This is a genomic window from Streptomyces chattanoogensis, assembly GCF_001294335.1.
In the GTDB taxonomy this organism is placed as follows: domain Bacteria; phylum Actinomycetota; class Actinomycetes; order Streptomycetales; family Streptomycetaceae; genus Streptomyces; species Streptomyces chattanoogensis.
On record NZ_LGKG01000013.1, the window covers coordinates 70713 to 96614 of the forward strand.

Below are 25902 nucleotides of genomic sequence, written 5' to 3' on the forward strand. Positions count from 1 at the left end.
TATATAAACGGGAGGGTGAAGTCGGACCGCCTCCTCTCCCTCCTCCTGCTCCTCCAGACCCGCGGCCGGGTCCCGGCCTCCGAGCTCGCCGAGCGGCTGGAGGTCTCCACCCGGACCGTCTACCGCGATGTCGAGTCGCTGTCGGCGGCCGGGGTGCCGGTCTATGCGGAGCGCGGGCGGCACGGCGGGATCGCGCTGCTCCCCGGATTCCGTACGGATGTGACGGGGCTGACCACCGACGAGGCGCGCGCCCTGTTCGTCCTTGCCGCGCAGGGCGCCCACACCGCGCTCGGCCTGGACGACGCGCTCGGCTCGGCGCTGCGCAAGGTGATGGCGGCGCTGCCCGCACCGCACCGTCCGGCGGCCGAACTGACCGGCCGGCGCATCCTCGTCGACCCGGACAGGTGGCTGAGCGGACCCCGTCCCCCGGCCGACCTCGACGAGCTCCAGACGGCCGTCTTCACCGATCTCCGCCTGCGCATCCGCTACCGCCACAGCGGCGCGACGCGGCTGCGGACGTACACCGTCGACCCGTACGGGCTGGTCGCCAAGGCCGGCACCTGGTACCTCGTCGCGGACCGGCGCGGCACCCCGCAGCTGTTCCGCGCCGACCGAGTGGCGTCGGCGACGCTGACCGACGCCCCGGTGCGGCGGCGGGCGGGCGTGGAGCTGGCAGCGGTGTGGCAGGAGCTGCGGCGCGGGGTGGAGGAGCGGCCCGCGGGGGTGCGGGTGACCGTCCGGATCCGCCGCGACCGGCTGGATCTGGCCGTACGGATCCTGGGACCGGCGATGACCGGGCCGCCCCGGCCGGAGGAGGGGGCCGACGACGACTGGTCCGTCGTCGAGCTGGCGTACCCGGTGGTCGAGGCGGTCCGTCAGCTGCTCCAGTTCAGCGACTCGCTGGAGGTGGTGGATCCGCCGGAGGCGCGACGGGTGATGGCACAGGCGGCGGCGGCCGTCACCGGCATCTACGCGGCAGACGCCGCCGGCCCTGCAGCCCCGGCCCCGTAGCCACCGGCCCCTAGCACCCCGCCTCACCGCATGTCTCACCACACGACTCACCGTCATCTCATCCGGTGGACGTGCCGCCGGACCGCGCACGGCGACGGATTAGGCTTCCTCCGTGGCTGATATCCAGATTCCCGCTGACATCAAGCCCGCCGACGGACGCTTCGGCGCGGGCCCCTCCAAGGTGCGTACGGAGGCGCTCGGCGCCCTGGCCGCCACCGGTACCTCTCTTCTCGGCACGTCCCACCGCCAGGCCCCGGTCAAGAACCTGGTCGGCAAGGTGCGCGACGGCGTACGCGACCTCTTCCAGCTCCCCGAGGGCTACGAGGTCGTCCTCGGCAACGGCGGTTCCACGGCGTTCTGGGACATCGCGACGCACGGGCTGATCGAGAACAAGTCCCAGCACCTGTCCTTCGGCGAGTTCTCGTCCAAGTTCGCCAAGGCCGCCAAGCTTGCGCCGTGGCTGGCCGAGCCCACCGTCATCTCCGCGGACCCGGGCAGCCACCCGGAGCCGGTGGCCGAGGAGGGCGTGGACGTCTACGCCTTCACCCACAACGAGACCTCGACCGGTGTCGCCGCCCCCATCCAGCGCGTCACGGGCGCCGACTCCGGCTCGCTGGTCCTGGTCGACGCCACCTCCGGCGCCGGCGGCCTCCCGGTGGACATCGCCCAGACCGACGTCTACTACTTCGCCCCGCAGAAGTCGTTCGCCTCCGACGGCGGTCTGTGGCTGGCGGCGTTCTCCCCGGCCGCCCTGGAGCGGGCCCGCGCCATCCACGCGTCCGGCCGCCACATCCCGGAGTTCTTCTCGCTGCCCACGGCGATCGACAACTCCCTGAAGAACCAGACGTACAACACCCCGGCGCTGTCCACCCTCTTCCTGCTCAACGAGCAGCTGGAGTGGATCAACGGCCAGGGCGGTCTGGACTGGTCCACGGCCCGCACCAAGGATTCGTCGACCCGTCTGTACGGCTGGGCCGAGGACTCCAAGTACGCCACCCCGTTCGTCACCGACCCGGCCAAGCGCTCGCAGGTCATCGGCACGATCGACTTCAACGACGACATCGACGCCGCCGCCATCGCCAAGGCCCTGCGCGCCAACGGCATCGTGGACACCGAGCCGTACCGCAAGCTCGGCCGCAACCAGCTGCGGATCGCGATGTTCCCGGCCATCGACCCGGCGGACGTCGAGGCGCTGACGGCCTGCATCGACTACGTCATCGAGAAGCTGTAGCGGCGCCGCATTCGCGGATCCGACGGGCCCGGCGGGCATCCTCCCGCCGGGCCCGTCCGCGTACGGAAGCGGGCCCTGCGCCTCACTCCATCCACATCTCCTCCAGGTCGCCGGCCGCCTGCTTCGTCCGGCGGACGCGGAAGACGGAGATCGGCAGAGCATCGTCGTAGCGTTCGTGGCCGCCGAGGGCGAGATCGCCGAGGTTGCTCCATATGCGCTGGGGGACCTCCTCGTCGAGATCGAATCCGGCGTCCGCCGCCGCCGCGCGATCGACGCCTATGGCTCGCAGCACCTCCTCCGGGTCGCCGTAGACCTGCCACCCGTCACTCTCGTCGCAGTCCCACCCGCCGGCCTTGACGCTCTCGCCGCTCGGCAGATCCACCGTGTCCTCGTCATAGGTGTTTCCGTAGTCGAGGGTGAGGGACGCGACGATCCGGGCCTGCGGATGCCGTTCGCGCTGCCGCGCGATCTCCTCGTCCATCGCGAGTACCACCAGGTCACTGGCCAGTGCCGGGTCGACGATCTGGAGGAGATTGCCCCAGCAGCCGACCGCGACGAGATCGAGGTCGGCGCGCACCTCCGGCTCCGGCACGTCGTCCCAGGTGCGGTCGGGCAGCTGCTCCAGGACCTCCTCGACGGTCCCCAGGGACTCGACGAACCGGCGGGCGCGCACCGGGTCGTGCGGTGCCAGGGCGGGGCTGTCGGTGGCGCCCGGGGCGGGGAACGGCGGGAAGAGCAGGGCAAGCGTGTTCTCGCTCCAGTTCACCCGGACGTCTTCATCGGGATCGAGCTCGTCCTCGTTCTCGCCCTCGTTCTCGACGTCGTGGTCATTCGCGTTCGTCATGCCTCCAAGATTAAGTACGCCCACTGACAACGCAGTTGGGACACCTCCCGCCCTCACCGGCTCAGCCGCTGGAACCTCCGCACCGCCAGCGGCAGGAACACCGCCGTGAGGACCACCGGCCACACCACCGCCATCAGCACGGCGTGCGCTTCCACCCAGCTGCCGCCCGTGGCCGCGGGGTTGCCGAACAGTTCGCGTACGGCGTTGGCCGTCGACGACACCGGGTTCCACCGCGCGACGGCGCCCAGCCAGTCGGGCATCTTCGAGGGCGGGGTGAAGACGCTGGAGATCATGGCGAAGGGGAAGGCGAGGGCGTAGAGGCCGCCCGCCATCTCCTGGTTGGGGACCAGAAGGCCGAGGAAGACGCCGATCCAGGTGAGCGCGAAGCGCAGGAGGAGCAGCAGGCCGAAGGCGGCGAGGGTGGCGGGCAGGCCGCCGCTGGAGCGCCAGCCGACGGTCAGGGCGATCGCGGCCAGTGCGGCCAGGTCGAGGCCCGCGCTGATCATGTCGGACACGCCCCGGCCGCTGACCACGGCGGACGGCGCCATCGGCAGGGACCGGAAGCGGTCCGTGACGCCGCGCTCCCGGTCGATCGCCACGATCATCGCGGTGTTCATGAAGCCGAACGACACCGTCATGGCGAAGATGCCGGGCATCGCGAAGGTGGTGTAGTCGACGCCGTCGCCGACGACCATCGCGCTGCCGAGGACGTAGACGAAGAGGAGGACCGAGACGACCGGGAAGCCCAGCTGCCAGACGATGTTGACGGGCTGTTTGACGGTGTGGGTGAGATCGCGGCGGACGATGGTCCAGCAGTCGGCCAGCGCCCAGTAGAGGCGGCGGGCGGGCGTCCCGTCGCCGTCCGGCCCCGCGTGCTCCGGCCGTCGCCCGCCGCCGTGCGGAATGTGCAGCACCGTTCCCGCGCTCATACCGCCGCCACCTCCTCCTCGCCGGCCTCCGTGCCGGCCGCATGGTGTCCCGTCAGGCGCAGAAAGACCTCGTCCAGCGTGGGCCGCCGCAGCCCGATGTCCTCGACGCCGATGCCCGCGTCGTGCAGGATGCGAGCGACCTCGGCCAGCGCCGCGACGCCGTCCGTCACCGGCGCCCCCACCCGCCGTTCGGCCTCGTCCTGCGTCGGCGGTACGCCGTCGGCGGCGACCCGCGCCACGGCTCCCGCCGCCCGCGGCAGATCGGCCGCGCTGCGCAGCACCACATGGATACCGTCCCCTCCGACCTGCCGTTTGAGCTCGGCGGGGGTGCCGTCGGCGATGCTCCGGCCCCGGTCGATGACGGTGATGCGGTCGGCCAGCCGGTCGGCCTCGTCGAGGTACTGGGTGGTCAGCAGCACGGTGGTGCCGGTGGCGGCCAGCGAACGGACGGCCTCCCAGACCTCGTTGCGGCTGCGCGGGTCGAGGCCGGTGGTGGGCTCGTCGAGGAAGAGGACGTCCGGGGCGAGGATCAGGCCGGCGGCGAGGTCGAGCCGGCGCCGCATGCCGCCGCTGTAGGTCCTGGCCTGCCTGCCCGCCGCGTCGCCGAGGCCGAACTGTTCCAGGAGTTCCGTGGCGCGGTCGCGTGCCCGGCGTGCGCCGAGGTGGAAGAGCCGCCCGAACATCTCCAGGTTCTGGCGCCCCGTCAAGATGCCGTCCACGGCGGCGTACTGGCCCGTCCACCCGATCCGCCGCCGCACCCGCACGGGCTCGCGCACCACATCGCGCCCGGCCACGGCGGCCCGGCCGCCGTCCGGCCGCAGCAGGGTGGCCAGGATCCGTACGGCCGTGGTCTTGCCCGCGCCGTTCGGCCCGAGGAGGCCGTGCACCGCGCCGCGGCGTACGGCGAGGTCGAGCCCGTCCAGGGCCGGTTTCTCCCCGTAGCGCTTGGTCAGCCCCTCCGCCAGGACCGCATTTCCCGTCATCACGCATCCCCTCCACGTCCGGCAGACCAGAAACTGGGTACACCGTACCCGATTATGCGTACGCTGTACCCAGTTTTCGGTGCGACCGCATAAGATGGCGGGACGATGACGACAGAACACAGCGGCAGCGGCGACATCTCCCGCAGCCTGGAGCTCCTCTGGGGCACCGGCGAACGCCCCAGCCGGGGCCCCAAGCCGGGCCTGACCCTCGACCGGATCGTCACCGCCGCGATCGCGGTCGCGGACGCGGAGGGGCTGGGAGCGCTGTCCATGCGCCGGGTCGCCGCCGAGCTCGGCGTGGGCGCCATGTCGCTCTACCGCTACGTACCGGGCAAGGCCGAACTCCTCGACCTGATGCTGGACAAGGTCGTGGAATTCGACGCGGACGCCCATCCCGACCCCGCCGCCGGCTGGCGCCCCGTACTCGAAGCCGTCGCCCGCACCAACTGGCGGCTGCACCACCGCCACCCCTGGCTGCTCCAGGTCGACCAGTCGCATCCACTCCTCGGCCCCAACGCCCTGGACGGGTTCGAGTACGCGCTGCGCGCCCTGGCCGGCACGGGCCTGCCCGACCGCGAGAAGGTCCACTGCATGGTCGCCCTCGAGGGCTTCGTCAGCGGCACCGCCCGCACCCAGCTCAACGCCGCCAACGCCGAACAGCGCACCGGCATCAGCGCCGAGGACTTCTGGCGGGCGCAGGAGCCGGTCCTCTCGCGGGCCATGCGCAGCGGCCGCTACCCCACCCTCGCCGGGCTCGACGAGGACTCCTTCACCGGCGGCGGCAACCCCGTCTTCGAACTGGGCCTGGCCGCCCTCCTGGACGGCTTCGCCACGCTCATCGCCGCCCGAACGCCCGGCCGAAAGGACGCCTGAACGGACGCATCACGACATACAAGGGCATCGCGGCATGACGAAACGGGCCGGATGTGCCTGTATGGAGGCATGACGACTGCACCGAGCCCCGGTCTCGCCGAGTTCGAACGCCAGGGGGCGGTCCTGCTCACCACGTACAAGCGGGACGGCACCGGCGTCGGCACGCCGGTCAATATCGCCGTCGACGGCGACCATGCCTACATCCGCACCTACGGCAGCGCCTGGAAGACCAAACGGATGCGCAACTTCCCGGAGGTGGAGATCTGCGCCGCCACCTGGCGCGGCCGGCCGACCGGTCCCGTCCGCAGGGCACGGGTGCGGCTGCTCGACCCGCAGACCCGCGAATACCGGCGCGCCGAGCGCTCCCTGACCCGTAAATACCCGCTGATCCACGGGCTGCTGGTACCGCTGGCGCACCGCCTCAAGAGGGAGGAGACGCTGCATTACGAGCTGCGCCTGGTGGAGGGCGAGGGCGGCGCGGGCGGCGCGGACGCCCCGTAGCGCACCGCCCGGCCTACCGCTTCCGCAGCATCCGCCGCGCGCCGAGCACCACCACCGCGGCCAGGCCGAGCACCAGCACCCCCTTCACCACACCGGGTTCGTCCGCACCGGAAGTCCCGGAGTCCGGCGAACTCCCCTTGCCCGCACCTCCGTTGCCGCCCCGGCCGTCATCCGCACCCTCCCCCGTCCCCGCGCCCTTCGCCGAGTCCGGCAGCTGCTCCCCGCTCAGCCCCACCGGCTGGACCTCGCTGTCGCCGCCCTCCGACCCGTACATCAGCGTCCGTCCGTCCGGGGTGAACGTCACCGACTCGCCCTGCTGCTGGATCGGCACCCCCACACTGCCGATGTCGTCCTTGGGCCGCCCGTCGCGCCAGTGATACATCCGCGCGCCGAAATAGCTCCGCATCACCAGCCGCGTGCCGTCCGGCGAGAACGCCCCGTCCGTCACCCACAGATCGATCGGCGCGACCTTGCGGAAGGTGTTGGTGCCGGTGGCCGTCAGCCGGCGCGGCCCCTCGTAGAGCGCCCCGCCGCCGTCCTGCTTCTTGCTGGCGATATAGACCCGTCCGGTCCTGGGATGCACCATCAGCGCTTCGGCGTCGCGCGGCCCGTCCGCGTACTTCACGGTGAACTGGGCCGCGGTGACCGTCGCATCACGCAGCCGCTTCGGCTCGGGAAAGCGGTAGATCCAGACGTGGTCCCACGTCCCGCCCAGATTGTCGCCGATGTCGCCGACGTAGACATTGCCGTCGGGGCCCACGGAGACGGCCTCCACGTCCCGCGGCGTACCGATGCCGCGCAGCGTGATCCTGGCGACCGTACGCCCCGTCCTGCCGTCGACGGCGTAGACGTAGGGACCGTCGTCACTGTCGTTGTGGGTCCAGTAGATCCCGGGGTGCGCGCGGCTGGCGGCCAGTCCGCTGGACTCGGTGATCCGGGAGTCCCCGATGGTGAAGCCGTCGGGCTCATCGGCCGCCGCGGCCGGGCCGACGGCCGCGGCCCACAGGATCCCCGCGGCACCGGCCGCGCACAGAAGCGAACGCATGGGGAAAGAGTGCCATCCCGGCGGGCCGGGCCGCGGGCGTGTCCAGCGTCACGTACCCGGCAGTAGGGTTTCTCCGCGGGTTCTCGGCCATCATGTCCCGATGAGGATCATGTGCGTCGGTGATTCGATGACCATCGGCACCCCCGGCGATTTCACGTGGCGCTACCGCATGTGGCAGCACCTGCAGGCGACCTGCGACGGCACCGGCCACCTCGTCGGACCGCGCCGCGCGCTGCATGACACCCACCAGGACGCGCCCGCCTCGTACGCCTACGGGGACCCCGGCTTCCCCGAGGAGGCCCGGGGGCATCTCGCGGGGTGGGGCGAGGGCTGGCTGCACATGGCGCCTCTCATCGGCGACGCGGTACGGCGGCACGAGGCCGACACCCTACTGGTCTCCCTCGGGCTGATAGACCTCGGCTTCTACACGAACGCCGAGCAGACCGCGGAGAACGTGCACCGCTTCGTGGCGGAGGCGCGGGCGGCCGCGCCGGGGATACGGGCGGTGCTGATGCCCGTCATACGCAACGTACGGGCGGCGACCGACCCCGCCTTCGGCGCCCAGCGCGAACGGTTCAACGAACTCCTGGCCAAGGCCGTCGCCGAACTCTCCACCCCCGGCTCCCCCCTGCTCCTGGCCTCCGAACCGGCCGGCTGGGAGATCGGGACCGCCACCTACGACGGGACCCATCCCTCGGCGCTGGGCGAGCATCTGCTGGCGGGGGCCTTCGCGGAGGCCATGTGGCAGGCGTGGGGGGTCGGCGGGCGGTACGCGTATCCGTCGGGCTGAGGCCCCGGGCACGAAGCGGCCACGGCTCAGACCACCGGCGGGCGGCCCAGGCGGGCCATCCGCACCACCGTGGCCCAGCGCATCGGGCGGCGGGGCGGGCACGGCGTGCGCAGCCCCTCGGCGAAGCCGCCGCACCAGGCCCGCAGACCCGCCACCGACCGGCTCCGGGCCAGGGTCAGCACAGTCCACACCCCCAGGTAGACGGGGACGAGGGGGGCGGGCAGATGCCGCTTCGCCAGCCAGACACGGTTGCGGGCCACCATGCGGTGGTAGACCGCATGGCGGGTCGGCGAGGTCCACGGATGCCGAAGCACCAACTCCGGCTCGTAGAGCACCTTCCAGCCCGCATCGAGGGCGCGCCAGGCCAGATCGGTTTCCTCGTGGGCGTAGAAGAAGGCGTCGGGCCAGTCGCCGGTCTCGTCCAGCATCCGCAGGGACAGGCCATGGCCGCCGCCGAGGAACGTCGTCACCGGGCCCCGGCGCATCGGGTCCCCGGCTCGCAGGCGGGGGACGTGCCGGCGCTGGGTGCGGCCGCGTTCGTCGGCGATGCGGAAGCTCACGATGCCCAGCCGCTCATCGGCCGCGTACAGGGCCACCAGGCGGGTGAAGACATCCGGGCTGATCAGCAGTCCGTCGTCGTCGAGGTCCACGGCGACATCGACGTCCCCGAACTCCCGGAGCCTGGCCAGGGCGACGTTCCGGCCGCCGGAGATGCCCAGGTTCTCGGCCAGCTCCACTCCGGTCACCCCTTCGGGGAGGGGCGGCAGCGGCGAACCGTTCCCGACGACCACCACCCGCGCCGCGGGGGTGTCCTGCTTGGCGACCGAGTCCAGCAGTGCGGCCAGTTCGGCGGGCCGGGTGCCCATGGTCAGGATGGCGACGCCAACTCGCAGGTGACGCACGGGTGGACGCTCCGTTCCTAGGATCCGTCCGGCGATGCTAACCGCTTCGCCGCGGTGTCCGGGAACGTGACTACTCGGTCACCTCCGGCTACTCGATGACCCGCGGCACCGTGTTCCGTCGCGGAGTCCAGGTCTCCTCGTCCTCGACGAGATAGCTCTGGCGCTCGGCGGTGCGCTCGCTCCGCTTCCTCGCCGCCGCCCCGTTGGCGCCCGGCGCGCCCATGGCGCCGGCGCCGCGGCCCGCAGGGGACCGTCCGGCCTGGGTGCCACCACGGCTGCGGTGCAGTCCGGAACCGCCCTGGGCCGTGCCGCCCGCCGCGCCGCCCGGTGCCCCCGCAGCCCCGCCGGGCTTACGGGCCAAGGAGCCGCCCCGGCCGGCGACGGCGCCCTTGCCCGCCCCAGCGCCGGCCCGGGCGGCACCCGCCGTGCCGGGCATGCCGGGGCTGCCGGCACCCCTCCCCGGGCCGGTACGCGCGCCGGACGCGGCACCGGGTGTCCCTGCGGCGGAGCGTGCGGCGGAACCCGACGACGGGGCCGGGCCGCCGCCTGGCCTGCCGGGCAGCCCCAACCCGCCCGGTACGCCCGGCAGTCCGCCCGCGAAGCCGCTGCCCCCGCTGCCGCCACCGGTGGGCACGGGTCCCCCGCCGTGCCCGGTGTACCCGCCGCCGGGGAGGCCGCGATCCGCAACCGATGCGCCGCCCCCGCCCGGGAAGCTGTCGAGTCCGGTGCTCACCGGGGACGTGTGGGGTCCGCCACCGCCTGGGGACCAGCCGGGGCCATGGGACGCGCCGGGCGACGCATCCGCCGGCGACCACCCCGGCCCGTGCAACCCGGACGGGCCCCCCAAGGCTCCTTCGGGCACTCCCCCGGAGACCGGACCGGTCGGCGGCGTGATTCCACCCGTCAGTCCGCCCTTGGGAATGGACGTATCCCCCGTCGGTCCGCCGGACGGCCGTTGGCCGATGGGTCGCGCGCCCTTGATGTCCTCGGGCGGCGTCAGCTTGCGAGCCTGCTTCTTGTACGACGTGGCCAGCGTCTCCAGAGCCGCCGCGGTCGCGAGTGCCTGCCGCTGGAATTTAGGCATCCACAGTCCGGTGCACGGTTCCCCTTGTATCAGGTCGCCGTCGGCGTCCGGGTGATACGTGGCAAGGATCTGTTTGGCGGACAGCCCGCGGGCGAGGTCCGCCTGTATCGACTTATAGGCGTCGCCAAGCCGTCGATAGCGGTCCTTGCCTACCATTTTGGATATGGCCTCGAGGTCGGGATCATCGAAATTCCCGTCCTGAATCGCCTTCTCGTACTCGGTGTACGGCCACCCCCACGCCGGCGGGTCCCTGTCAACCTTCGCTGCTTCACCCATGGCGGTCTGCAGCGCCTCGGCCGCCGCCACCATGGTTTCCGAGACATTCTTGGCGAACGTCCCGCCGCGCGCGATGTCCTCAATAACCTTGGCGGCCTCTTCGGAGAACCTCTCGGCGGACTTACCGTGCCAGGTCTCCCGTACCTTCTTCACGGCCGCGGCCAGTCTCCCCTGGACCCCGGCCCCGTCGTCGCCTTCCCCGCCCACCAGTTCGTCGTGGACGTCCCGCCAGTTCTCCGCGACGGCCCAGACGTTGTCCACTCTGGCCACGTCGATCATCGAGTAGAGATCCGCACTCGACTTCTTGCCGAACGCCGTGTCCCACGGCTTGAGGCTTCTCTCCTCCGAACCCGACATTCCCTGATCCCCGTCCCCGCTTCGTTCCCTGCCCCGATTTCCGTGCCGCGCCCGCCGCTACCTCACAGCGTTTTCGGCCTCGGCGTCGTCATACGACTCCTTGACCTTCTTGGTCTTCTGCCCGAAGTCATCGATCAGCTTCTCCAGCGGACCGATGACATCGTGCTTGAGATGGTCAACCATCTTGTCGTGCGCGGCGTACAGCTCCGCCTGCTCGGAGAAACCCGATCCAAGGTCTCCGGGAGCCAGATAGGTGTTGTTCTCCGCCTTCTGTCTGGGGCCGCCCATATCGCGCAGAATTTCGTTGAGTTCGCGTACGACCTGATCCAGCGCGTCCAGATCGACCCGGTACTCTTCCTTGGCCATGGCAGGCCCCCGTTCGACTCCCCGTGACAGTGCAACAGCAACACCCTCGCGCGGGTCGGACACCCCGGGATCCTCCCGCAGCACGATCCCCCTCCCCCATGCGGCGGAGGCGTCCGCTTGATTCGAGCGCACTCCAAGGCGTTGGCTGGACGACCATGAAGTACACGAAGCTCGGACGCACCGGACTCCAGGTCAGCCGACTGGTCCTCGGCACCATGAACTTCGGGCCTCAGACGGATGAGGCCGACAGCCACACGATCATGGACGCCGCCCTCGAGGCGGGCATCAACTTCTTCGACACCGCCAATGTCTACGGCTGGGGCGCCGACAAGGGCCGTACGGAGGAAATCCTCGGCTCCTGGTTCGCCAAGGGCGACGGCCGGCGCGAGAGGACCGTGCTGGCCACCAAGGTCTACGGCCACATGGGCGCCGACGGCGAATCCGTCTGGCCCAACCACCACAAGCTCTCCGCGCTCAACATCCGGCGCGCGGTCGACGCCAGCCTGAAGCGCCTGGGCACGGACTACATCGACCTCTACCAGTTCCACCACGTCGACCGGGACACCCCCTGGGACGAGATCTGGCAGGCCATCGACGTCCTCGTCCAGCAGGGCAAGATCCTCTACGCCGGCTCGTCCAACCACGCCGGATGGCATATCGCGCAGGCCAACGAGGCGGCCCGGCGGCGCAGTTCGTACGGCCTGGTCAGCGAGCAGTGCCTGTACAACCTCGCCGAGCGGCGCGCGGAGATGGAGGTCATTCCGGCCGCCGAGGCGTACGGGCTCGGGATCATCCCCTGGTCGCCGCTGCACGGCGGGCTGCTGGGCGGCGCCCTCCGCAAGGAGAGGGAGGGCGGCGGGTCCCGCTCGACATCCGGCCGCGCCGCCGACGCGCTGACCGACCCCGCGGTCCGCGCGCAGATCCAGGCGTACGAGGACCTGGCCGACAAGCACGGTCTGCGGCCCGGCGAGGTCGCGCTGGCCTGGCTGCTGACCCGTCCCGCGGTGACTGGCCCGATCGTCGGCCCGCGCACCACCGAACAGCTCGCCTCCGCGCTGCGCGCCGTCGAGCTCACGCTGCCGCAGGAGCTGCTGACGTCCCTCGACGAGATCTTCCCGGGACCCGGCCCCTCGCCGGAGGCGTTCGCCTGGTGAACGGACCGGCACCTCGGGAACTCCCGGGGTGCGCGGGGTGCGCCCGGCGGCCGGCTCGTCCGGCTGCCGGGCGGCGCCGCAGGGCCGGCGCGGGTCAGCGCACGGCCGCCGCCACGATCACCACGATGAGCAGCACGGCGAAAAGCCCGGACATGATCCGGTTACGGGTTTTGGGGTCCACCCGAAAAGCCTAACCGGCCCGGATCCGGGCACCTCGACGGCCCGGCCCCGGCCCGCGGCAGCCCCGGGGTCAGTGGCCGAGCGGCCAGGACGCCAGCTTCTCGTAGTGCGGCTGGCTGCCCGCGACACCCGGCACCGGCGGATGGCTGCGCATCAGCGCCAGCTCCCGGACGGTCCACGGCGTGCCCTCGAAGCTCTCCATCCCGGCCGCGAAGGGGGCGAGCCGGAGGTGCTGGGTGCGGTTCCGGGCGAGCGTGAGATGCGGGTGGTACGGGCGGTAGGTGTGGTGCGCCACCATCACACCGGCCCGCCGGCCCCCGGCCTCGGCCGAGTCCGCCAGCTTCCGCATCACGGCCAGCTCGCCCTCGGCCCCCGCCCACACCACCCGGTCGTCGAACCGCCCGCCGCCCGCGATCCGCAGCTCGTACGGAGCGTGCCGGTGCGCGGCCCGCGCCAGCCGTTCCTGCAGCTCGGGCAGCAGATCGTCGGCCACCTCCCCGTAGAACGCGAGGGTGAAGTGCCAGCCGTCCCGGCCGGTCCAGCGCAGCCGGTCCGCGCCCGGCAGCGCCTTCAACTGCGCCACCTCATCGGCCAGTTCGGCGATGGCGGGCGCGGACGGCAGCACGGCGGCGAAGAGTCTCATACCGTCCAGTCTCGCCCAGCAGGTGATCGCCACGCACGGATTTCGGCGGCGGCGCCCCGGCAGGCACATGCGCCACGGCGTGCGCGTCAGCACCCGGCTTGCGCAGAAGCAGCCAGCCGGCCTCCACGCGCCCGGCCCGGCGAATGCCGGGACGTACGGCCGCCGCAGCACCGCCCCCCGGCACCCCCTGCGACCGTCACACCGTGACCGCGACCCGCTTCTCCTCGGATTCCGGCGCCCCGGACGTCTCCGGCCCGCCGCGCGCCACGAACGTCACATGCTGCCGTCCCCGCCGCAGGTCTATCTTCAGCCGCAGCCCGCACACCCGGGCGAGGATCAGGCCGATGACCGCCGCGGCGCCGGCGGAGATCACCCCGCCCATGGCGAAGCCGACCCGGGCGCCGTAGGTGTCGGTGACCCAGCCGACCAGCGGGGCACCGAGCGGGGTGCCGCCCACGAACACCATCATGAACAGGCTCATCACCCGGCCCCGCATCAGCGGATCGGTGGCCATCTGGATGCTGGAGTTGGCGGTGACGTTGATGGTCAGCCCGAAGATGCTCATGGGGACCAGAAGCGCCGCGAAGATCCAGAAGGACGGGGCGAGCGCGGCCATGATCTCCAGGGCGCCGAAGATCAGCGCCGCGCCGACCAGCAGCCGCAGCCGGGACGCGGCACGCCGGGCCGCGAGCAGTGCACCGATCAGCGATCCGGCTGCCAGCAGGCTGTTGAACAGGGCATAGGTGCCGGCACCGGCATGGAAGACGGTGTCGACGAAGGCCGTCAGCCAGATCGGGAAGTTGAAGCCGAAGGTGCCGATGAACCCGACCAGGACGATCGGCCAGATCAGCTCGGGGTGCCCGGACACATAGCGCAGCCCCTCCCGTAGCTGTCCCTTGCTGCGCGGGACGGGGGTGACCTTGTGGAGCTCGGACGTGCGCATCATCAGCAGCCCGATGACCGGCGCCATGAACGACAGGCCGTTGAAGAGGAAGGCCCAGCCGCTGCCCAGGGCGGTGATCAGCACACCGGCGACCGCTGGGCCGACCAGCCGGGCCGACTGGAAGTTGGCGGAGTTGAGGCTGACGGCGTTGCGCAGGTCCTCCTGGCCGACCATCTCGGAGACGAAGGCCTGCCGGGAGGGGTTGTCGACGACGGTGACCAGGCCGAGCAGGAAGGCGGTCAGATAGACGTGCCAGGCCTGCACATGGCCGCTGAGGGTGAGGACCGCGAGGGCCAGACCGGTCAGCCCCATCGCGGACTGGGTGACGAGCAGCAGCTTGCGCTTGGCGAAACGGTCGGCGATCACACCGCCGTAGAGGCCGAAGAGCAGCATCGGCAGGAACTGCAGCGCGCTGGTGATACCGACCGCGGTGGACGAGCCGGTCAGGCTCAGCACCAGCCAGTCCTGGGCTATGCGCTGCATCCAGGTGCCGGTGTTGGACACCACCTGGCCGGTGGCGAAGAGGCGGTAATTGCGTATGCGGAGCGAACTGAACGTGCCCTGGCGCGGCGTGGCGGCGGGGCCTGCGGCGACACCCGGGGCGGCTGTGGCGCCAGGGGTGGTCGCGGTCGCGTCGTCGCGGTCCGTGTCGTGGTCGGAGTTCGGTGCGGGGGCGGAGTGTGCTCCGGATCCCGTACTCAAAGTGGGTTCGCCTCCTCGGTCCGGTGTTCTACAGCTGTGCGAGTTTCTCCAGTACGGGAGCCGCGGCCCGTACCTTCGCCCACTCGTCGTCGTCCAGCCCGGAGGCCAGCTCGGCGAGCCAGGCATTGCGCTTACGACGGCTCTCTTCCAGCATGGCCTCGGCCTGCTCCGTCTGCGTGACGACCTTCTGGCGGCGGTCGTCGGGGTGCGGCTCCAGCCGGACCAGTCCCTTGGCCTCCAGCATCGCCACGATGCGGGTCATCGACGGCGGCTGTACATGCTCCTTACGGGCCAGCTCCCCCGGCGTGGCATGGCCGCACCGGGCGAGGGTGCCGAGCACCGACATCTCGGTGGGGCTCAGCGACTCGTCGACCCGCTGGTGCTTGAGGCGGCGGGACAGGCGCATCACGGCTGACCGCAGAGCGTTCACGGCGGCAGCGTCGTCGCCGCTGGACAGTTCCGGCATGGTCGTTAGCATAACTCATTACCTTTTCTAAGTAAAGGTGGGGGTGGGGGTTCCTCTGAACTCGCGAAAGTCGCCCCGTCACTCACCCATATGGGTGAGGACGCAGCCGAAAGCGGCCCGCCTGACCGGCTCGTAGCGGGACCGTGTCCGTATGGGATCGAGAGTGCTCAGCGTGCGCGTGGACGGGGAGCTGCTGGAGCGCATTCGGCAGCACGCGGCAAAACGCGGAATGAGCGTCCAGGACTATGTGGTCCGGACGCTCATCCGCGATGACTTCGACGAACGCTTCCAGTCGTCGGTCGACGAGACGGAGCGGTTCTACGAGGCGCCGCCGCTGTGACGGCCGCGCCGCTCGGTCACTTCACACCCAGCGCCTGCTCGATCGGATGCAGCAGGAAGTAGACGAGGAAGCAGAGGCCGACCGCATCCAGCAGCCACGGGATCTGCCGGAACCGGCCGGTCGCCGTGCGCAGCAGGATGTACGAGAGCACGCCGATGCCGATGCCGTTGGTGATGCTGTACGTGAACGGCATCGAGATCATCGTCAGGAACGCCGGGATGGCGACGGTGAAGTCGCCCCAGTCGATGTCCTTGATGTTCGAGGCCAGGATCAGGAAGCCGACGACGAGCAGCGCGGGCGTGGCGGCCTGGGACGGGACGACCGTCGCCAGCGGCGTGAAGATCAGCGCGAGGAGGAAGAGCCCGCCGGTCATCAGGTTCGCCAGGCCCGTACGGGCGCCCTCGCCGACCCCCGCCGTGGACTCCACGAAGCAGGTGTTGGCCGAGGCGGAGCCCGCGCCGCCGGCCGCGACCGCGATGCCGTCCACCATCAGGATCCGGCCCATGCCCGGCAGATTGCCCGTCTCGTTGTCCAGCAGTCCGGCCTCCTCGCCGACGCCGATGATGGTGCCCATCGCGTCGAAGAACCCGGACAGCAGCACCGTGAAGACGAACAGGCAGCCGGTCAGCAGGCCGACTTCCCTGAAGCCGCCGAACAGGCTGATGTGGCCGATCAGACCGAAGTCCGGCGCACCGATGATCTTCTCCGGAACGTTGGGGACGGCCAGCCCCCAGGCCGCGTCGGGAATGGCGACGACGGCATTGATGATGATCGCGACCACCGCCATCGTCACCATGCCGATGAGGATCGCGCCCCTGGTCTTGCGCACGGTCAGGACGAACATCAGCACCAGACCGGCGATGAACACCAGCACCGGCCACCCCTGGAGCTGGCCGCCCTGGCCCAGGCCCATCGGGACGGTGGTGTGTGCGGCGTCCGGATTACGGGTCACAAAGCCCGCGTCGACCAGGCCGACCAGCGAGATGAACAGGCCGATGCCGATGGCGATGGCCCGGCGCAGCCCGTTGGGGATCGCGTCCATCACCCGCTGCCGCAGGCCCGAGGCGACCAGGACCATCAGCACCAGACCGGCGAGCACGACCATGCCCATCGCGTCCGGCCAGCTCATCTTGGGGGCGAGCTGGAGCGAGACGACGGCGTTGATGCCGAGGCCGGCGGCGATGGCGATCGGGACATTGCCCATCAGGCCCATCAGGACGGTGCTCAGTCCGGCCATCAGCGCGGTGGCGGTGACCAGCTGGCCGTTGTCGAGGTGGTGGCCGAACTTGTCGACTCCGGAGCCGAGGATGATCGGGTTCAGCACGATGATGTAGGCCATCGCGAAGAACGTCGCCAGTCCGCCGCGGAGTTCGCGGCTCACCGTCGACCCCCGCTCGGAGATCTTGAAGAAACGGTCGAAGCCGTTCTTGGGCGGCTTCGGAGCAGGGTCTTTGAGAGCGTCGACCGGCGTGGTGGCCGAGGGGGACATGCGGGACCTCAGTCGTACGGGCCTTGGAGCAGGCGTGGGGGCCCAAGGGCCCGGAACACAGACATCAAACACAAGCAACCGGATCACCTTGGATGAATAAACGATCCGATCCGGCCGAATCCAGAAAGGTTCAGTATGAATAAACAAGCGGTTGATCGCTATCTCCGCGCGTAGAGCGTTGCGGCGCCCGGCCCGCCCCCTGCCCCGCACCGCCGGTCCCCGTCCCCTGCGGCCCGCCCCGTGCGCCGTACGCGCTCCCCGTAAGCTGACCCCCATGTGGAAGAAGTCCGAACTGCGCGAGGCCCCGGCGCCCCTCGAAGGTCCCGTCGTCGGCACGATCACCGGCGGCACCGTCCTCTGGTTCGTGCTCTTCCTCGCCCAGCTCCCCTTCTACGGCTGGTACGACGACCACGGCCACACCTGGTGGATCTGGACCTGCCTGGCCGGCGGCGGCCTCGGCCTGCTGGGCATCTGGTACGTCCGCAAGCGCGACGCCGCCATCAAGCGGGACGCCGCCGCCCGGCGCGCCACGGCGGACGACCCCGCCTGAGACACCGGCCCCGGGCCACCCGCCCGGTTTCCCCGCCGGCAGGTGAACCGGGCATTCCCCCCGTACCGTCGGTTGCATGACGGAGCGGGCACGGGCCGACGTCGAGGCACCCGGACCAGGGGGCGGGCGTCCGGTCCCCGAGGCCGTCCACCTCGGACTGACCGCCGCCGAGGTCGCCGAACGCGTGACCAGGGGCGAGGTCAACGACGTCCCGGTGCGCTCCTCGCGCTCCACCACCGACATCATCCGCGCCAACGTCTTCACCCGCTTCAACGCCATCATCGGCGTCCTCTTCGCGATCATCCTCTTCGTCGGCCCGATCCAGGACGGCCTGTTCGGCTTCGTCATCGTCGCCAACACGGGCATCGGCATCGTCCAGGAGCTGCGCGCCAAGAAGACCCTGGACAACCTGGCGGTGATCGGCGAGGCCAGGCCGACCGTGCGGCGCGACGGAGTGGCAGCGCAGATCCCCACCAACGAGGTGGTCCTCTCCGACGTCCTCGAACTCGGCCCCGGCGACAAGATCATCGTCGACGGCGAGGTCCTCGAGACCGACGGCCTGGAGGTGGACGAGTCCCTGCTGACCGGCGAGGCCGACCCCGTCCTCAAGAAACCCGGCGACCGGATGATGTCCGGCAGCTTCGTCGTCGCGGGCGCCGGCGCCTTCACCGCCACCAAGGTCGGCCGCGAGGCCTACGCCGCCCAGCTCGCCGAGGAGGCCAGCCGGTTCACCCTGGTCCACTCCGAACTGCGCACCGGCATCAGCCAGATCCTGAAATACGTGACCTGGATGATGGTCCCCACCGCCCTCGGCCTCATCCTCAGCCACCTCCTCACCCTCGGCCTCCCCGCCGACGAAGCCATCCGCCGCATGGTCGCCGGCATCGTCCCCATGATCCCCGAGGGCCTGGTCCTGCTGACCTCCGTGGCCTTCGCCATCGGCGTCATCCGCCTCGGCCGCAAGCAGTGCCTGGTCCAGGAGCTCCCCGCCATCGAAGGGCTGGCCAGGGTCGATGTCGTCTGCCTGGACAAGACCGGCACCCTGACCGAGGGCGGCATGGACGTACGGGAACTCCGCGCCCTGGCCGAGGACGGCACGGACGTACGGGAACACCGCGCCCGAAACGGAGCCGGGACGTCCTACGTCCCACGTGTCCTGGCCGCCCTCGGCGCCGCCGACCCCCGCCCCAACGCCTCCCTCCAGGCCATCATCGACGCCTACCCCCCGGATACGGCGGACTCCTGGCGGTGCACCGCCTCCCTCCCCTTCTCCTCCGCCCGCAAATACAGCGGCGCCCGGCTCACCGCCCCCGACGGCGACCACACCACCTGGCTCCTGGGCGCCCCGGATGTCCTGCTGCCGCCGGGCGACGCGACCCTGGCCGAGACCGACGCCCTCAACGCCCAGGGCCTCCGCGTCCTCCTCCTGGCCGCCACCGACCGCCCCCTGGACGCCCCCGACGTCACCTCATCTCTCCACCCCACCGCCCTCGTCGTCCTCGAACAGCGGCTGCGCCCCGACGCCTCCGACACCCTCCGCTACTTCGCCGACCAGGGCGTCCAGGCCAAGGTCATCTCCGGCGACAACGCGGTGTCGGTCGGCGCGGTGGCCGCCGAACTGGGCCTGCCCGGCGCCGACGCCCCCGTGGACGCCCGCAGGCTCCCCACCGACCCCGCCGCCATGGCCGCCCCCCTCACCGAGGGCACGGTCTTCGGCCGCGTCAGCCCCACCCAGAAACGCGATATGGTCGCCGCCCTCCAGTCCGGCGGCCACAACGTCGCCATGACCGGCGACGGCGTCAACGACGTCCTCGCCCTCAAGGACGCGGACATCGGCGTCGCCATGGGCACCGGCTCCGAGGCGACCCGCGCCGTGGCCCAGATCGTCCTCCTCAACAACAGCTTCGCCACCCTCCCCTCGGTCGTCGCCGAGGGCCGCCGCGTCATCGGCAACATCACCCGAGTAGCCACGCTCTTCCTCACCAAGACCGTCTACTCCGTCCTCCTCGCCATCCTGGTGGCCGCCTGCCAGATCCCCTACCCCTACCTCCCCCGCCACCTGACGCTGCTGTCGACCCTGACCATCGGCGTCCCGGCCTTCTTCCTCGCCCTCGCCCCCAACAAGGAACGCGCCCAGCCCCACTTCGTCCGCCGCGTCATGCGCTACGCCATCCCCTCCGGCCTCATCACCGGCACCGCGGCCTTCGCCACCTACCTCCTGGCCCGCTCGTACTACACCGGCCCCGGCGCCCTCCCCGCCGAAACCAGCGCCGCCACCCTGACCCTCTTCCTCGCCGCCCTCTGGGTCCTGGCGATCATCGCCCGCCCCTATACGTGGTGGCGGATCGCCCTGGTCCTGACCATGGCCCTCGGCTTTGTGATCGTCCTGGCCACCCCCTGGCTGCAGCGCTTCTTCGACCTCCGCCTGGTCGGCACGACAATGCCGTGGGCGGCCGTGGGCATCGCCGCCCTGGCCAGCGCGGCCCTGGAACTCACCTGGCGCTGGGTCGCCCGCCGCTTCCCCGCCTGAGGGCCCAGGGGAATTGGAGGTTCCGTCCCCCTCCCCTAGGGTGCATGCCCATGACATACACAGCGGGGGACCACCTCAAGTACGAAATCCTGGCCCGGGGCCACCACCACGGCGGCCACTACGGCGGCGACGGCAGCAGCGGCCCCATGGCATGGTGGATGTGGGTGATCCTCGGCATCGGCGCGATCGCCGTCCTGTGGAGCTTCGTGAAGAAGTTCACCAACTGACCTGACGCGCCTGCCACGCACTCATACCGAAGGGGCGCCGGCCCAGCTCTTCAGGAGCGGGTCGGCGCCCTCCTGCGCTGCGCGCATCACCCCGTCGCCCCTGTGATCGGTGGAACACCGTCAGGTTGCGGTTGCGCTGATACGCCGCCAGCACGAGAGTCGATGAATCTGCCGAGCGCCGGGGACGGTTGGAGGAGATCGCCAAAGGGGTGTACGCGCCGCTGGAGCGTCCTGACCAGCGGGCGGCCAACACCCACCTACCCGCACAGGACACGGCCTCAACTGGCCAGGAATTCAAGAGAAGACAGCAAGTCCTCTCCAAGCGCAAACTCCCTGGCAATTCTCGCATAGGTTGCCCAATAGACACCTTCCACCGGAATGAAATTGGCGAGATGAATTCTCAGCAGGAGGCGGAAGGCAAGCTCGGCAGAGGCAGAACGCGCACAGTTATCGAGAGCATTTCGCAGCACATGCACGTCGGAATCAAAGTACATGCGGCATTCATCCGGCAGGTTTAGAGGCGTGCCATCAATCGCTTTGCGCACATCGCTCGCCACATGGACGGAATTCCACCCCTGGGCGGCGTCCGCCTCGACCACTCCGTAACCCTGCTGCCACTGGCGGCTGGCTGCATGGATTCGCTCAAGGAACCCACGACCCGTTTCGCCATTCGAAAATGGATAATTACCGCCGGTTGCCATCACCCAGAGAAGCCTCAACTGGTAGTCACTGAGGGGTGAGCTGATCAGGAGGGACACATCTCGTTCAAGTTCAGCAGCTTCTTTTTTCAGAGCGTCGTCCGCGCAAGACTCTTCGCCTACCGAAAGATACGTCAGGACGACTTGCTCGACTTCCCCTATGTGATTCCAGTCCTGATGGAACAGTGCAGCCAGTCCGGTAAGGCCGAAATCGAAGCTGGTAAATCTCTGCATCATGCCCTCACTTCGGATAAAGCGTTGAGATGAAGAAACCTCCGGGATGCCCCTTGGCTCGCGTCAGCTGGATGAAGTACCCATTTCCTGCGTCGGTTCGAGATCCGTCCGCGTGAAATGTAGACCCAAGCGAGATATTGGCTCCATGCCGTCCAGAGAAGGACAATTGCTGCTGTGGCCCTCGGAGCCATCTCTGAATCCGGGCAGCATTATTCGCCACAGCCTCGTCAGCCACCTTCTGGGCTGTTTCCTGATCGACGAACACGCTATTCCTGCCACCCGACTTTCTCCGCGCCAGCGATATTGCCCTCTCGTCCGATATTCCCACATGCTCGTCCAGGGTATGGGCACGCCCTGGGAAGCTATTAGCCGCCGCTACGAGGCACGCGGAGAGGCCAAGTGGGTCAGCCCAGGTGTGCGGGTTGTGGATATAGGTGACGGGGTTGGGGGCTGGAGTGAGGCCGAGGGGGTCGGGGGTGAGATAGCGGGCGGTTTCGGGGTCGTAGGTACGGAAGTAGTTGTGGTGGAGCTGGGTTTCGGGGTCGAAGTACTGGCCGGGAAAGCGGAGGGGGGTGTGGGCGGTGGCGTCCGTGCTCCAGGCGGTCGAGCCCCACAGTGTCGTACGAGTGCGGGCGGCGATGCCACCTTGTTCGTCGAGGAGTTCGGTGGGGGAGCCCACGAGGTCCGTGACGATGGCGAAGAAGCGCTGATCAACCTCGTGCTGCGGGGCATGCGCTGCGGTACGGCGTTCGCACTGAGTCAGGGGCTTGAGGCCTTCGTGGTCCCAGGTGATGATCGATTGCTCGGACCGACCGTTGACGAGGGTGGTCTGCTCGCACAGGGTGGCGCCGTCCCAGGTAAAGGTCACCTGCTCAGCGATGCTCTGGCCGTCGTCGGTCAGACGTAGCTTGGCGGTGCGCCGGCCGAGGGGGTCGTAGGTGTAGCGCCAGGTGGTGCCATCAGGCGTGGTGCAGGCGATCAGGCGGTCTTCGGCGTCCCAGGTGTAGTACCAGGTCTCGGGCTTGCGGGAGAGACGGGTCTTCTGGCGGAGGGTGGTGCGACCCGCCGCGTCGTACTCGTAGCGGACACCACCCGCACGGTTGAGGCGGGTGGCGGTGTAGGTGCGCTCGCCACGTGCCTCGGGATTCGGATGGCGGTCGGGCCAGGCGGCCTGGGTCTGGTTTCCTGCTGTGTCGTAGGCGTACGTCTCGGTCCAGTCGTGGGCTGAGACGGTGGTGACCCGGCCGACAGCGTCGAGTTGAAAGCGGCGAGCACCGTTGAGGCGGTCGTCAATGCCGGAGAGGTTGCCGTCCGCCCGATAGGTGTACGCGCGGCGCTGGAGGGTTTCAGCGGCGGATGTGACGTGTTGGTCGGTGAGGCGGCCGAGAGCGTCGAACTGGTTGGTGAGGGTGATGTCGCCGAGAGTGCGGGAGAGTTCCTGACCCAGCGCATCGTACGCGAAGGCCATGGTGCGGCCGGATGCCTCAAGTGTGGTGCGTTGCCCGGCTGCGTCGTAGGTCCAAGTGCTCACCGCGCCGGTGGGGGTGGTGCGGGATGTCTGGCGGCCCAGGGCGTCGTAGAGGAAAGTGGTGGTGCGGCCGTTCACCGTCTCGGCAACGATCTGGCCGAGCTCGTCGCGGCTGTAGGTGAGTTCGACGCCGGGTGCGGTGGCCTGAGCCAGGTGCCCGGCTGTGTCGTAGGCGAAGGTGGTGAGTTCGCCTGCGACGTCCTTGGTGACGGTACGGCCGAGGGCGTCATGCTGGAAGCGGATGGTGTGGCCCAGCGGGGTGGTGCGGGAGGTCAGGCGACCGGCCGGGTCGTGAGTGTATTCCTGCGTGCGGCTGTCGAAGTCCGTTTCGGAGATCAGACGCCCGGCCGCGTCGTACTCGTAACGCCAGGTCAGTCCCTGGGGGTTGATGACCTTCATGAGCTTGAGTTCGGTGTCGTGGAGGAACTCGTGGCGTGCGCCGTCCGGGTCGGTGCGCGCCTTCAGATGGTCGAAGTGGCCGTACTCGAATGTGGTGACCTGCCCCAAGGGGTCGGTGTGCGAGGTGCAGTTGCCCTCGCCGTCGTAGGTCCAGGAATCCTGGGTGGCGTCCGGGTTGATGCGGGTCTCGAGATGCCCTTCAGGGGTCCACAGGTAGCTGGAGGTGTTGCCGAGAGCATCTGTGACAGATGTGGCGCGGCCGAACTTGTCCCGGAGAAAGTGCGTGACAGCGCCGAGCGGGTCGGTGACGGTAAGAGGGAGTCCCCCTTCGTCGGTCTCGATGCAGGTGATGTTTCCCAGCGGGTCGGTGACCGAGGTGAGGTGGCCGCGGGAATCATGGGCGAAGCGGGTGGTTCGACCGGCGGGGTCGGTGACGGCTGTGCGGTTGCCCTTGGCGTCGTACTCCTGGCGGAGAGTCCGGCCGTCCGGGCCGGTGATCTCCTCCGGTAGGCCGAGGTCGTTGTAGGTGGTGGTGCTGGTGGAACCGTCCGGGCGGACGACGGATACGAGGTGCCCGGGCTCGTCGTAGGCGAGGTGGGTGGTGTTGCCGAGGGGGTCGGTGATCGTCAGGGGGCGGTCGTCGGTGTCGTAGGTGGTGCGGGTGGTGTTGCCAAGGGCGTCGGTGACCGCGATGACCTGCAGGCGGTCGTTCATGACATACCGCGTGGGGAAGCCCTCGCCGTTGATGAGCGTGGTGGTGCGGTGGCCGGTTTCCGGATCAGGCTCGCCGTAGGTGAAACGGTTGGCCAAGTGACCCTCGGCGCCGGACTGGGCGGTGCAGCGGTGACTGTCGTCGTAGGTGTACTCGTAGCGGGAGTCGTTGGAGTCGACCCAGGCGGTCATCCGGTGCTCGGCGTCGTACTCGAACCGGGTCACCGCCCCGACGGAGTTGGTGACAGTGGTGAGGTCACCGACCTCGTTGTGCCCGTAGGAGCGGATCAGCTGGTCCACTCCGTCCTCCGCCGCACCCGCCAAGTGCAGGGCAGTGAGGCGGCCGTCCTCGTCGCAAGTCAACTTGAGTTCATAGCCGGCGCTGTGGCGGATCGCGTACGGGATGCCGGTCTCGTCCGCATAGTCGAAAGTGATCCGATTCCCGTTGCGGTCCGTGATCTCATCCGGCAAGGCAATGCCTGGGGCGTGCAGGGCATCGCTGAAGTAACGGGTGTGCCCCGTCTCCGGGTCGTTGACGGCCCAGTCGCCCTGGAGCGTGCGCATCAGCGGCCAGCGCGGGCCATTCTTCGGCAGGACCCGATCACCTGTCTCCGGTACCGGGTACTGGAGCAGCATGCCGGTCTCGGTGACGAAGACGATGCCCTCGTCGTCGATCTCCAGGCGCTGGTCGACGGTGGAGGACCACGACGGCCCGATGTGCTGGCCGATACGGGTCGAGGACTCGTATCTCCGTGTGAACGTCAGCGGCAGGGCACCGGGCAGGGAGATGTCGGTCTGGGGCAGGAACACTCTGCCGGTGGCCAGGTCGACCGGGTCGGTGGGACCAGTGCACTTGCGCTCGTCCGGACGGGTGCTGTCGTGGGCGTTGCCGCCTTCGGCCTCCGCGCGGGCCCCGCCGGACCGGCCACCACCGGACGGGCGGCCGCCCCCGCCCGTGCCATGCGGCGCATGCGGCATGTCGTTCTTGCCGCCCTTGAGGAGCTTGTCGAGTTCCGCGGCATGCTTGGCGTCGTTCTCGTGATGGTTGCGGGCGACCTTCTTCAGCCGGTCGCCCGCCCCGTGGTACAGGTCCTGGACGGCCTTGCTCGCGTCCTTGGCCAGGGTCTTGCCCAGCTTCTGCGCGCCGTTCTCCAGCGCCTTGACGATCGGATTGCTCATTCGAAGGTCACCCCCGCAGCCTTCGTCTCGAATTCGGCGGCGTGCGACGCCACCTTCTCGGCATGCCCGCGCAGTTTTTCCGCGCGCGCGTGCAGCTGTTCCGGGTGGATGGAGAAGCCCTGCCCACCACCGCCCGCCCCGCCGCCGGCGGAGACGCCCAGCGCGGACTCGGCGGCCTGGAAAACCATGCCGCTCACCGCCTTGCTGACCGTCTCGATCAGCGGGTCGATCGCCGCCTCGATCACCTGGGCGATGATGTACTGCTCCAACTGCTGCACCAGGAAGTCCACAAGCTTCTCGGCCGCTGCCACGATCAGCGCCATGGCGGCCTCCGCAGCGCCGAGAGTGGCGACCGCGGCGGCCTGGTCGGCCACGAACGTGATCGCCAGCACGATCAGCTCGGCGATCGCCTCCAGCTTCATCGCCACGATCGTGTCCGCCGCGATGTCCAGCGCGGACGCCACCGTGTGACAGGCGTTGACCAGCTCCGTCATGTGGCCGTCGGACAGCTGCGCCCACTTGGCCAGCAGCGCCTCGTACGACGCGCCCTGGTACACCTCTTCCAGCTGCTTGATCGTCGCCGTGGAGTCCTTGTGGGTCTCATCCACCTTCTCCGCGAAGTCCCGTACGTGGGAAGCGAATTCGCGGACCTTGTCCTCATTGATGTTCGGCCAGTTCACCCCGATGAACTGAAGGAACGTCACCACCTGTTCAGGCAGCTCGATCGCCATGCTGTT

The 25902-nt window shown here is 69.8% G+C and carries 24 protein-coding genes; 10 read left to right on the top strand and 14 right to left on the bottom strand.

The genetic code is table 11. From position 1 onward, the window contains the following. The first annotated feature begins 15 nt into the window (after nt 1-15). Entirely contained in the window at nt 16-1011 is a 996-nt protein-coding gene (locus tag ADL29_RS04510; protein ID WP_053922450.1) for a helix-turn-helix transcriptional regulator, read from the top strand. Nucleotides 1012-1123: 112 nt separating this feature from the next. Next, entirely contained in the window at nt 1124-2242 is a 1119-nt protein-coding gene (gene serC, locus ADL29_RS04515) for a phosphoserine transaminase (protein WP_053922451.1), read from the top strand. An 82-nt stretch (nt 2243-2324) separates the two neighbouring features. Here the strand turns inward: serC and ADL29_RS04520 are convergent, their stop codons facing one another. The 3 genes from ADL29_RS04520 to ADL29_RS04530 are packed head-to-tail and all read right to left on the bottom strand — an operon-like array spanning nt 2325 to nt 4998. Beyond that, nucleotides 2325-3086: a DUF6333 family protein gene (locus ADL29_RS04520; protein ID WP_053922452.1), complete on the bottom strand. Its 762-nt coding sequence runs from the start codon at nt 3084-3086 to the stop codon at nt 2325-2327. Between the two features lie 53 nt (nt 3087-3139). Continuing rightward, the gene (locus ADL29_RS04525) at nt 3140-4015 is read right to left on the bottom strand and encodes an ABC transporter permease (protein WP_053922453.1); all 876 of its coding nucleotides are present in this window, start codon (nt 4013-4015) and stop codon (nt 3140-3142) included. Continuing rightward, nucleotides 4012-4998: an ATP-binding cassette domain-containing protein gene (locus ADL29_RS04530; RefSeq protein ID WP_053922454.1), complete on the bottom strand. Its 987-nt coding sequence runs from the start codon at nt 4996-4998 to the stop codon at nt 4012-4014. Before ADL29_RS04530 ends, ADL29_RS04525 begins: the two co-directional genes overlap by 4 nt. A gap of 105 nt (nt 4999-5103) precedes the next feature. On the opposite strand from ADL29_RS04530, the gene ADL29_RS04535 reads away from it, so the two are divergent. Together ADL29_RS04535 and ADL29_RS04540 are read left to right on the top strand one after the other, a co-directional pair. Further along, nucleotides 5104-5871: a TetR/AcrR family transcriptional regulator gene (locus tag ADL29_RS04535; protein ID WP_053922455.1), complete on the top strand. Its 768-nt coding sequence runs from the start codon at nt 5104-5106 to the stop codon at nt 5869-5871. Nucleotides 5872-5940: 69 nt separating this feature from the next. Further along, complete coding sequence (locus tag ADL29_RS04540) at nt 5941-6372, top strand: PPOX class F420-dependent oxidoreductase (RefSeq protein WP_053922456.1); 432 nt, start codon at nt 5941-5943, stop codon at nt 6370-6372. A gap of 13 nt (nt 6373-6385) precedes the next feature. Here the strand turns inward: ADL29_RS04540 and ADL29_RS04545 are convergent, their stop codons facing one another. Then, nucleotides 6386-7417: an esterase-like activity of phytase family protein gene (locus tag ADL29_RS04545; protein ID WP_053922457.1), complete on the bottom strand. Its 1032-nt coding sequence runs from the start codon at nt 7415-7417 to the stop codon at nt 6386-6388. Nucleotides 7418-7517: 100 nt separating this feature from the next. Here ADL29_RS04545 and ADL29_RS04550 point away from each other — a divergent pair, with 100 nt between their 5' ends. Next, a complete protein-coding gene (locus tag ADL29_RS04550; RefSeq protein WP_053922458.1) occupies nt 7518-8207 on the top strand; it encodes a GDSL-type esterase/lipase family protein in 690 nt (229 codons plus the stop codon). 26 nt (nt 8208-8233) lie between these two features. Here ADL29_RS04550 and ADL29_RS04555 read toward each other — a convergent pair whose 3' ends face one another. The 3 genes from ADL29_RS04555 to ADL29_RS04565 all read right to left on the bottom strand — a co-directional run bounded on the left by ADL29_RS04555 (nt 8234) and on the right by ADL29_RS04565 (nt 11276). Next, on the bottom strand, nt 8234-9109 hold the full coding sequence (locus ADL29_RS04555; RefSeq protein WP_053922459.1) for a glycosyltransferase family 2 protein: 876 nt from the start codon (nt 9107-9109) through the stop codon (nt 8234-8236). 88 nt (nt 9110-9197) lie between these two features. Beyond that, entirely contained in the window at nt 9198-10826 is a 1629-nt protein-coding gene (locus ADL29_RS04560) for a WXG100 family type VII secretion target (protein WP_053922460.1), read from the bottom strand. Between the two features lie 57 nt (nt 10827-10883). Then, complete coding sequence (locus tag ADL29_RS04565; protein ID WP_245689140.1) at nt 10884-11276, bottom strand: hypothetical protein; 393 nt, start codon at nt 11274-11276, stop codon at nt 10884-10886. 71 nt (nt 11277-11347) lie between these two features. On the opposite strand from ADL29_RS04565, the gene ADL29_RS04570 reads away from it, so the two are divergent. Next, nucleotides 11348-12346 (top strand): aldo/keto reductase, encoded by a 999-nt coding sequence (locus ADL29_RS04570; RefSeq protein WP_053922462.1) that lies wholly within the window; start codon nt 11348-11350, stop codon nt 12344-12346. 250 nt (nt 12347-12596) lie between these two features. Here the strand turns inward: ADL29_RS04570 and thpR are convergent, their stop codons facing one another. From thpR to ADL29_RS04585, 3 genes are all read right to left on the bottom strand, one after another. Next, on the bottom strand, nt 12597-13169 hold the full coding sequence (thpR, locus tag ADL29_RS04575) for an RNA 2',3'-cyclic phosphodiesterase (protein ID WP_053922463.1): 573 nt from the start codon (nt 13167-13169) through the stop codon (nt 12597-12599). A 196-nt stretch (nt 13170-13365) separates the two neighbouring features. Further along, the gene (locus ADL29_RS04580; protein ID WP_053922464.1) at nt 13366-14814 is read right to left on the bottom strand and encodes an MFS transporter; all 1449 of its coding nucleotides are present in this window, start codon (nt 14812-14814) and stop codon (nt 13366-13368) included. A gap of 28 nt (nt 14815-14842) precedes the next feature. Further along, the gene (locus tag ADL29_RS04585) at nt 14843-15280 is read right to left on the bottom strand and encodes a MarR family winged helix-turn-helix transcriptional regulator (protein WP_046926505.1); all 438 of its coding nucleotides are present in this window, start codon (nt 15278-15280) and stop codon (nt 14843-14845) included. A 151-nt stretch (nt 15281-15431) separates the two neighbouring features. Here ADL29_RS04585 and ADL29_RS04590 point away from each other — a divergent pair, with 151 nt between their 5' ends. After that, the gene (locus ADL29_RS04590; protein ID WP_046926506.1) at nt 15432-15620 is read left to right on the top strand and encodes a ribbon-helix-helix protein, CopG family; all 189 of its coding nucleotides are present in this window, start codon (nt 15432-15434) and stop codon (nt 15618-15620) included. A gap of 16 nt (nt 15621-15636) precedes the next feature. Here the strand turns inward: ADL29_RS04590 and ADL29_RS04595 are convergent, their stop codons facing one another. Next, complete coding sequence (locus tag ADL29_RS04595) at nt 15637-17109, bottom strand: NCS2 family permease (RefSeq protein WP_053922465.1); 1473 nt, start codon at nt 17107-17109, stop codon at nt 15637-15639. A gap of 274 nt (nt 17110-17383) precedes the next feature. Here ADL29_RS04595 and ADL29_RS04600 point away from each other — a divergent pair, with 274 nt between their 5' ends. From ADL29_RS04600 to ADL29_RS43315, 3 genes are all read left to right on the top strand, one after another. Further along, nucleotides 17384-17659 carry a DUF2530 domain-containing protein gene (locus tag ADL29_RS04600; RefSeq protein ID WP_046926508.1) on the top strand — a complete coding sequence of 92 codons (276 nt, stop codon included), beginning with the start codon at nt 17384-17386 and terminating at the stop codon, nt 17657-17659. Between the two features lie 76 nt (nt 17660-17735). Continuing rightward, the gene (locus ADL29_RS04605) at nt 17736-20189 is read left to right on the top strand and encodes an HAD-IC family P-type ATPase (protein WP_053922466.1); all 2454 of its coding nucleotides are present in this window, start codon (nt 17736-17738) and stop codon (nt 20187-20189) included. 50 nt (nt 20190-20239) lie between these two features. Next, nucleotides 20240-20416 carry a hypothetical protein gene (locus ADL29_RS43315; RefSeq protein WP_157878388.1) on the top strand — a complete coding sequence of 59 codons (177 nt, stop codon included), beginning with the start codon at nt 20240-20242 and terminating at the stop codon, nt 20414-20416. 278 nt (nt 20417-20694) lie between these two features. Here the strand turns inward: ADL29_RS43315 and ADL29_RS43320 are convergent, their stop codons facing one another. From ADL29_RS43320 to ADL29_RS04615, 3 genes are read right to left on the bottom strand one after another with little or no spacing between them, the layout of a single operon-like run. Next, nucleotides 20695-21351, bottom strand: coding sequence for a hypothetical protein (locus ADL29_RS43320; RefSeq protein ID WP_157878389.1), 657 nt, complete (start codon nt 21349-21351; stop codon nt 20695-20697). A gap of 4 nt (nt 21352-21355) precedes the next feature. Next, a complete protein-coding gene (locus tag ADL29_RS45945) occupies nt 21356-25165 on the bottom strand; it encodes a DUF6531 domain-containing protein (protein WP_078970736.1) in 3810 nt (1269 codons plus the stop codon). Beyond that, nucleotides 25162-25896 carry a WXG100 family type VII secretion target gene (locus ADL29_RS04615; protein ID WP_053922467.1) on the bottom strand — a complete coding sequence of 245 codons (735 nt, stop codon included), beginning with the start codon at nt 25894-25896 and terminating at the stop codon, nt 25162-25164. The genes ADL29_RS45945 and ADL29_RS04615 overlap by 4 nt, the downstream gene beginning before the upstream one ends. Nucleotides 25897-25902: the final 6 nt, after the last annotated feature.

Coding starts and splice junctions, on each gene's coding strand:
- ADL29_RS04525 (WP_053922453.1), bottom strand. CDS start 4,015: ATGAGCGCGGGAACGGTGCTGCACATTCCGCACGGCGGCGGGCGACGG.
- ADL29_RS04585 (WP_046926505.1), bottom strand. CDS start 15,280: ATGCCGGAACTGTCCAGCGGCGACGACGCTGCCGCCGTGAACGCTCTG.
- ADL29_RS43320 (WP_157878389.1), bottom strand. CDS start 21,351: ATGATGCAGAGATTTACCAGCTTCGATTTCGGCCTTACCGGACTGGCT.
- ADL29_RS04560 (WP_053922460.1), bottom strand. CDS start 10,826: ATGTCGGGTTCGGAGGAGAGAAGCCTCAAGCCGTGGGACACGGCGTTC.
- ADL29_RS04520 (WP_053922452.1), bottom strand. CDS start 3,086: ATGACGAACGCGAATGACCACGACGTCGAGAACGAGGGCGAGAACGAG.
- ADL29_RS45945 (WP_078970736.1), bottom strand. CDS start 25,165: ATGAGCAATCCGATCGTCAAGGCGCTGGAGAACGGCGCGCAGAAGCTG.
- ADL29_RS43315 (WP_157878388.1), top strand. CDS start 20,240: ATGACATACACAGCGGGGGACCACCTCAAGTACGAAATCCTGGCCCGG.
- ADL29_RS04605 (WP_053922466.1), top strand. CDS start 17,736: ATGACGGAGCGGGCACGGGCCGACGTCGAGGCACCCGGACCAGGGGGC.
- thpR (WP_053922463.1), bottom strand. CDS start 13,169: ATGAGACTCTTCGCCGCCGTGCTGCCGTCCGCGCCCGCCATCGCCGAA.
- ADL29_RS04615 (WP_053922467.1), bottom strand. CDS start 25,896: ATGGCGATCGAGCTGCCTGAACAGGTGGTGACGTTCCTTCAGTTCATC.
- ADL29_RS04530 (WP_053922454.1), bottom strand. CDS start 4,998: ATGACGGGAAATGCGGTCCTGGCGGAGGGGCTGACCAAGCGCTACGGG.
- ADL29_RS04535 (WP_053922455.1), top strand. CDS start 5,104: ATGACGACAGAACACAGCGGCAGCGGCGACATCTCCCGCAGCCTGGAG.
- ADL29_RS04595 (WP_053922465.1), bottom strand. CDS start 17,109: ATGTCCCCCTCGGCCACCACGCCGGTCGACGCTCTCAAAGACCCTGCT.
- ADL29_RS04545 (WP_053922457.1), bottom strand. CDS start 7,417: ATGCGTTCGCTTCTGTGCGCGGCCGGTGCCGCGGGGATCCTGTGGGCC.
- ADL29_RS04570 (WP_053922462.1), top strand. CDS start 11,348: ATGAAGTACACGAAGCTCGGACGCACCGGACTCCAGGTCAGCCGACTG.
- ADL29_RS04600 (WP_046926508.1), top strand. CDS start 17,384: ATGTGGAAGAAGTCCGAACTGCGCGAGGCCCCGGCGCCCCTCGAAGGT.
- ADL29_RS04540 (WP_053922456.1), top strand. CDS start 5,941: ATGACGACTGCACCGAGCCCCGGTCTCGCCGAGTTCGAACGCCAGGGG.
- ADL29_RS04590 (WP_046926506.1), top strand. CDS start 15,432: ATGGGATCGAGAGTGCTCAGCGTGCGCGTGGACGGGGAGCTGCTGGAG.
- ADL29_RS04550 (WP_053922458.1), top strand. CDS start 7,518: ATGAGGATCATGTGCGTCGGTGATTCGATGACCATCGGCACCCCCGGC.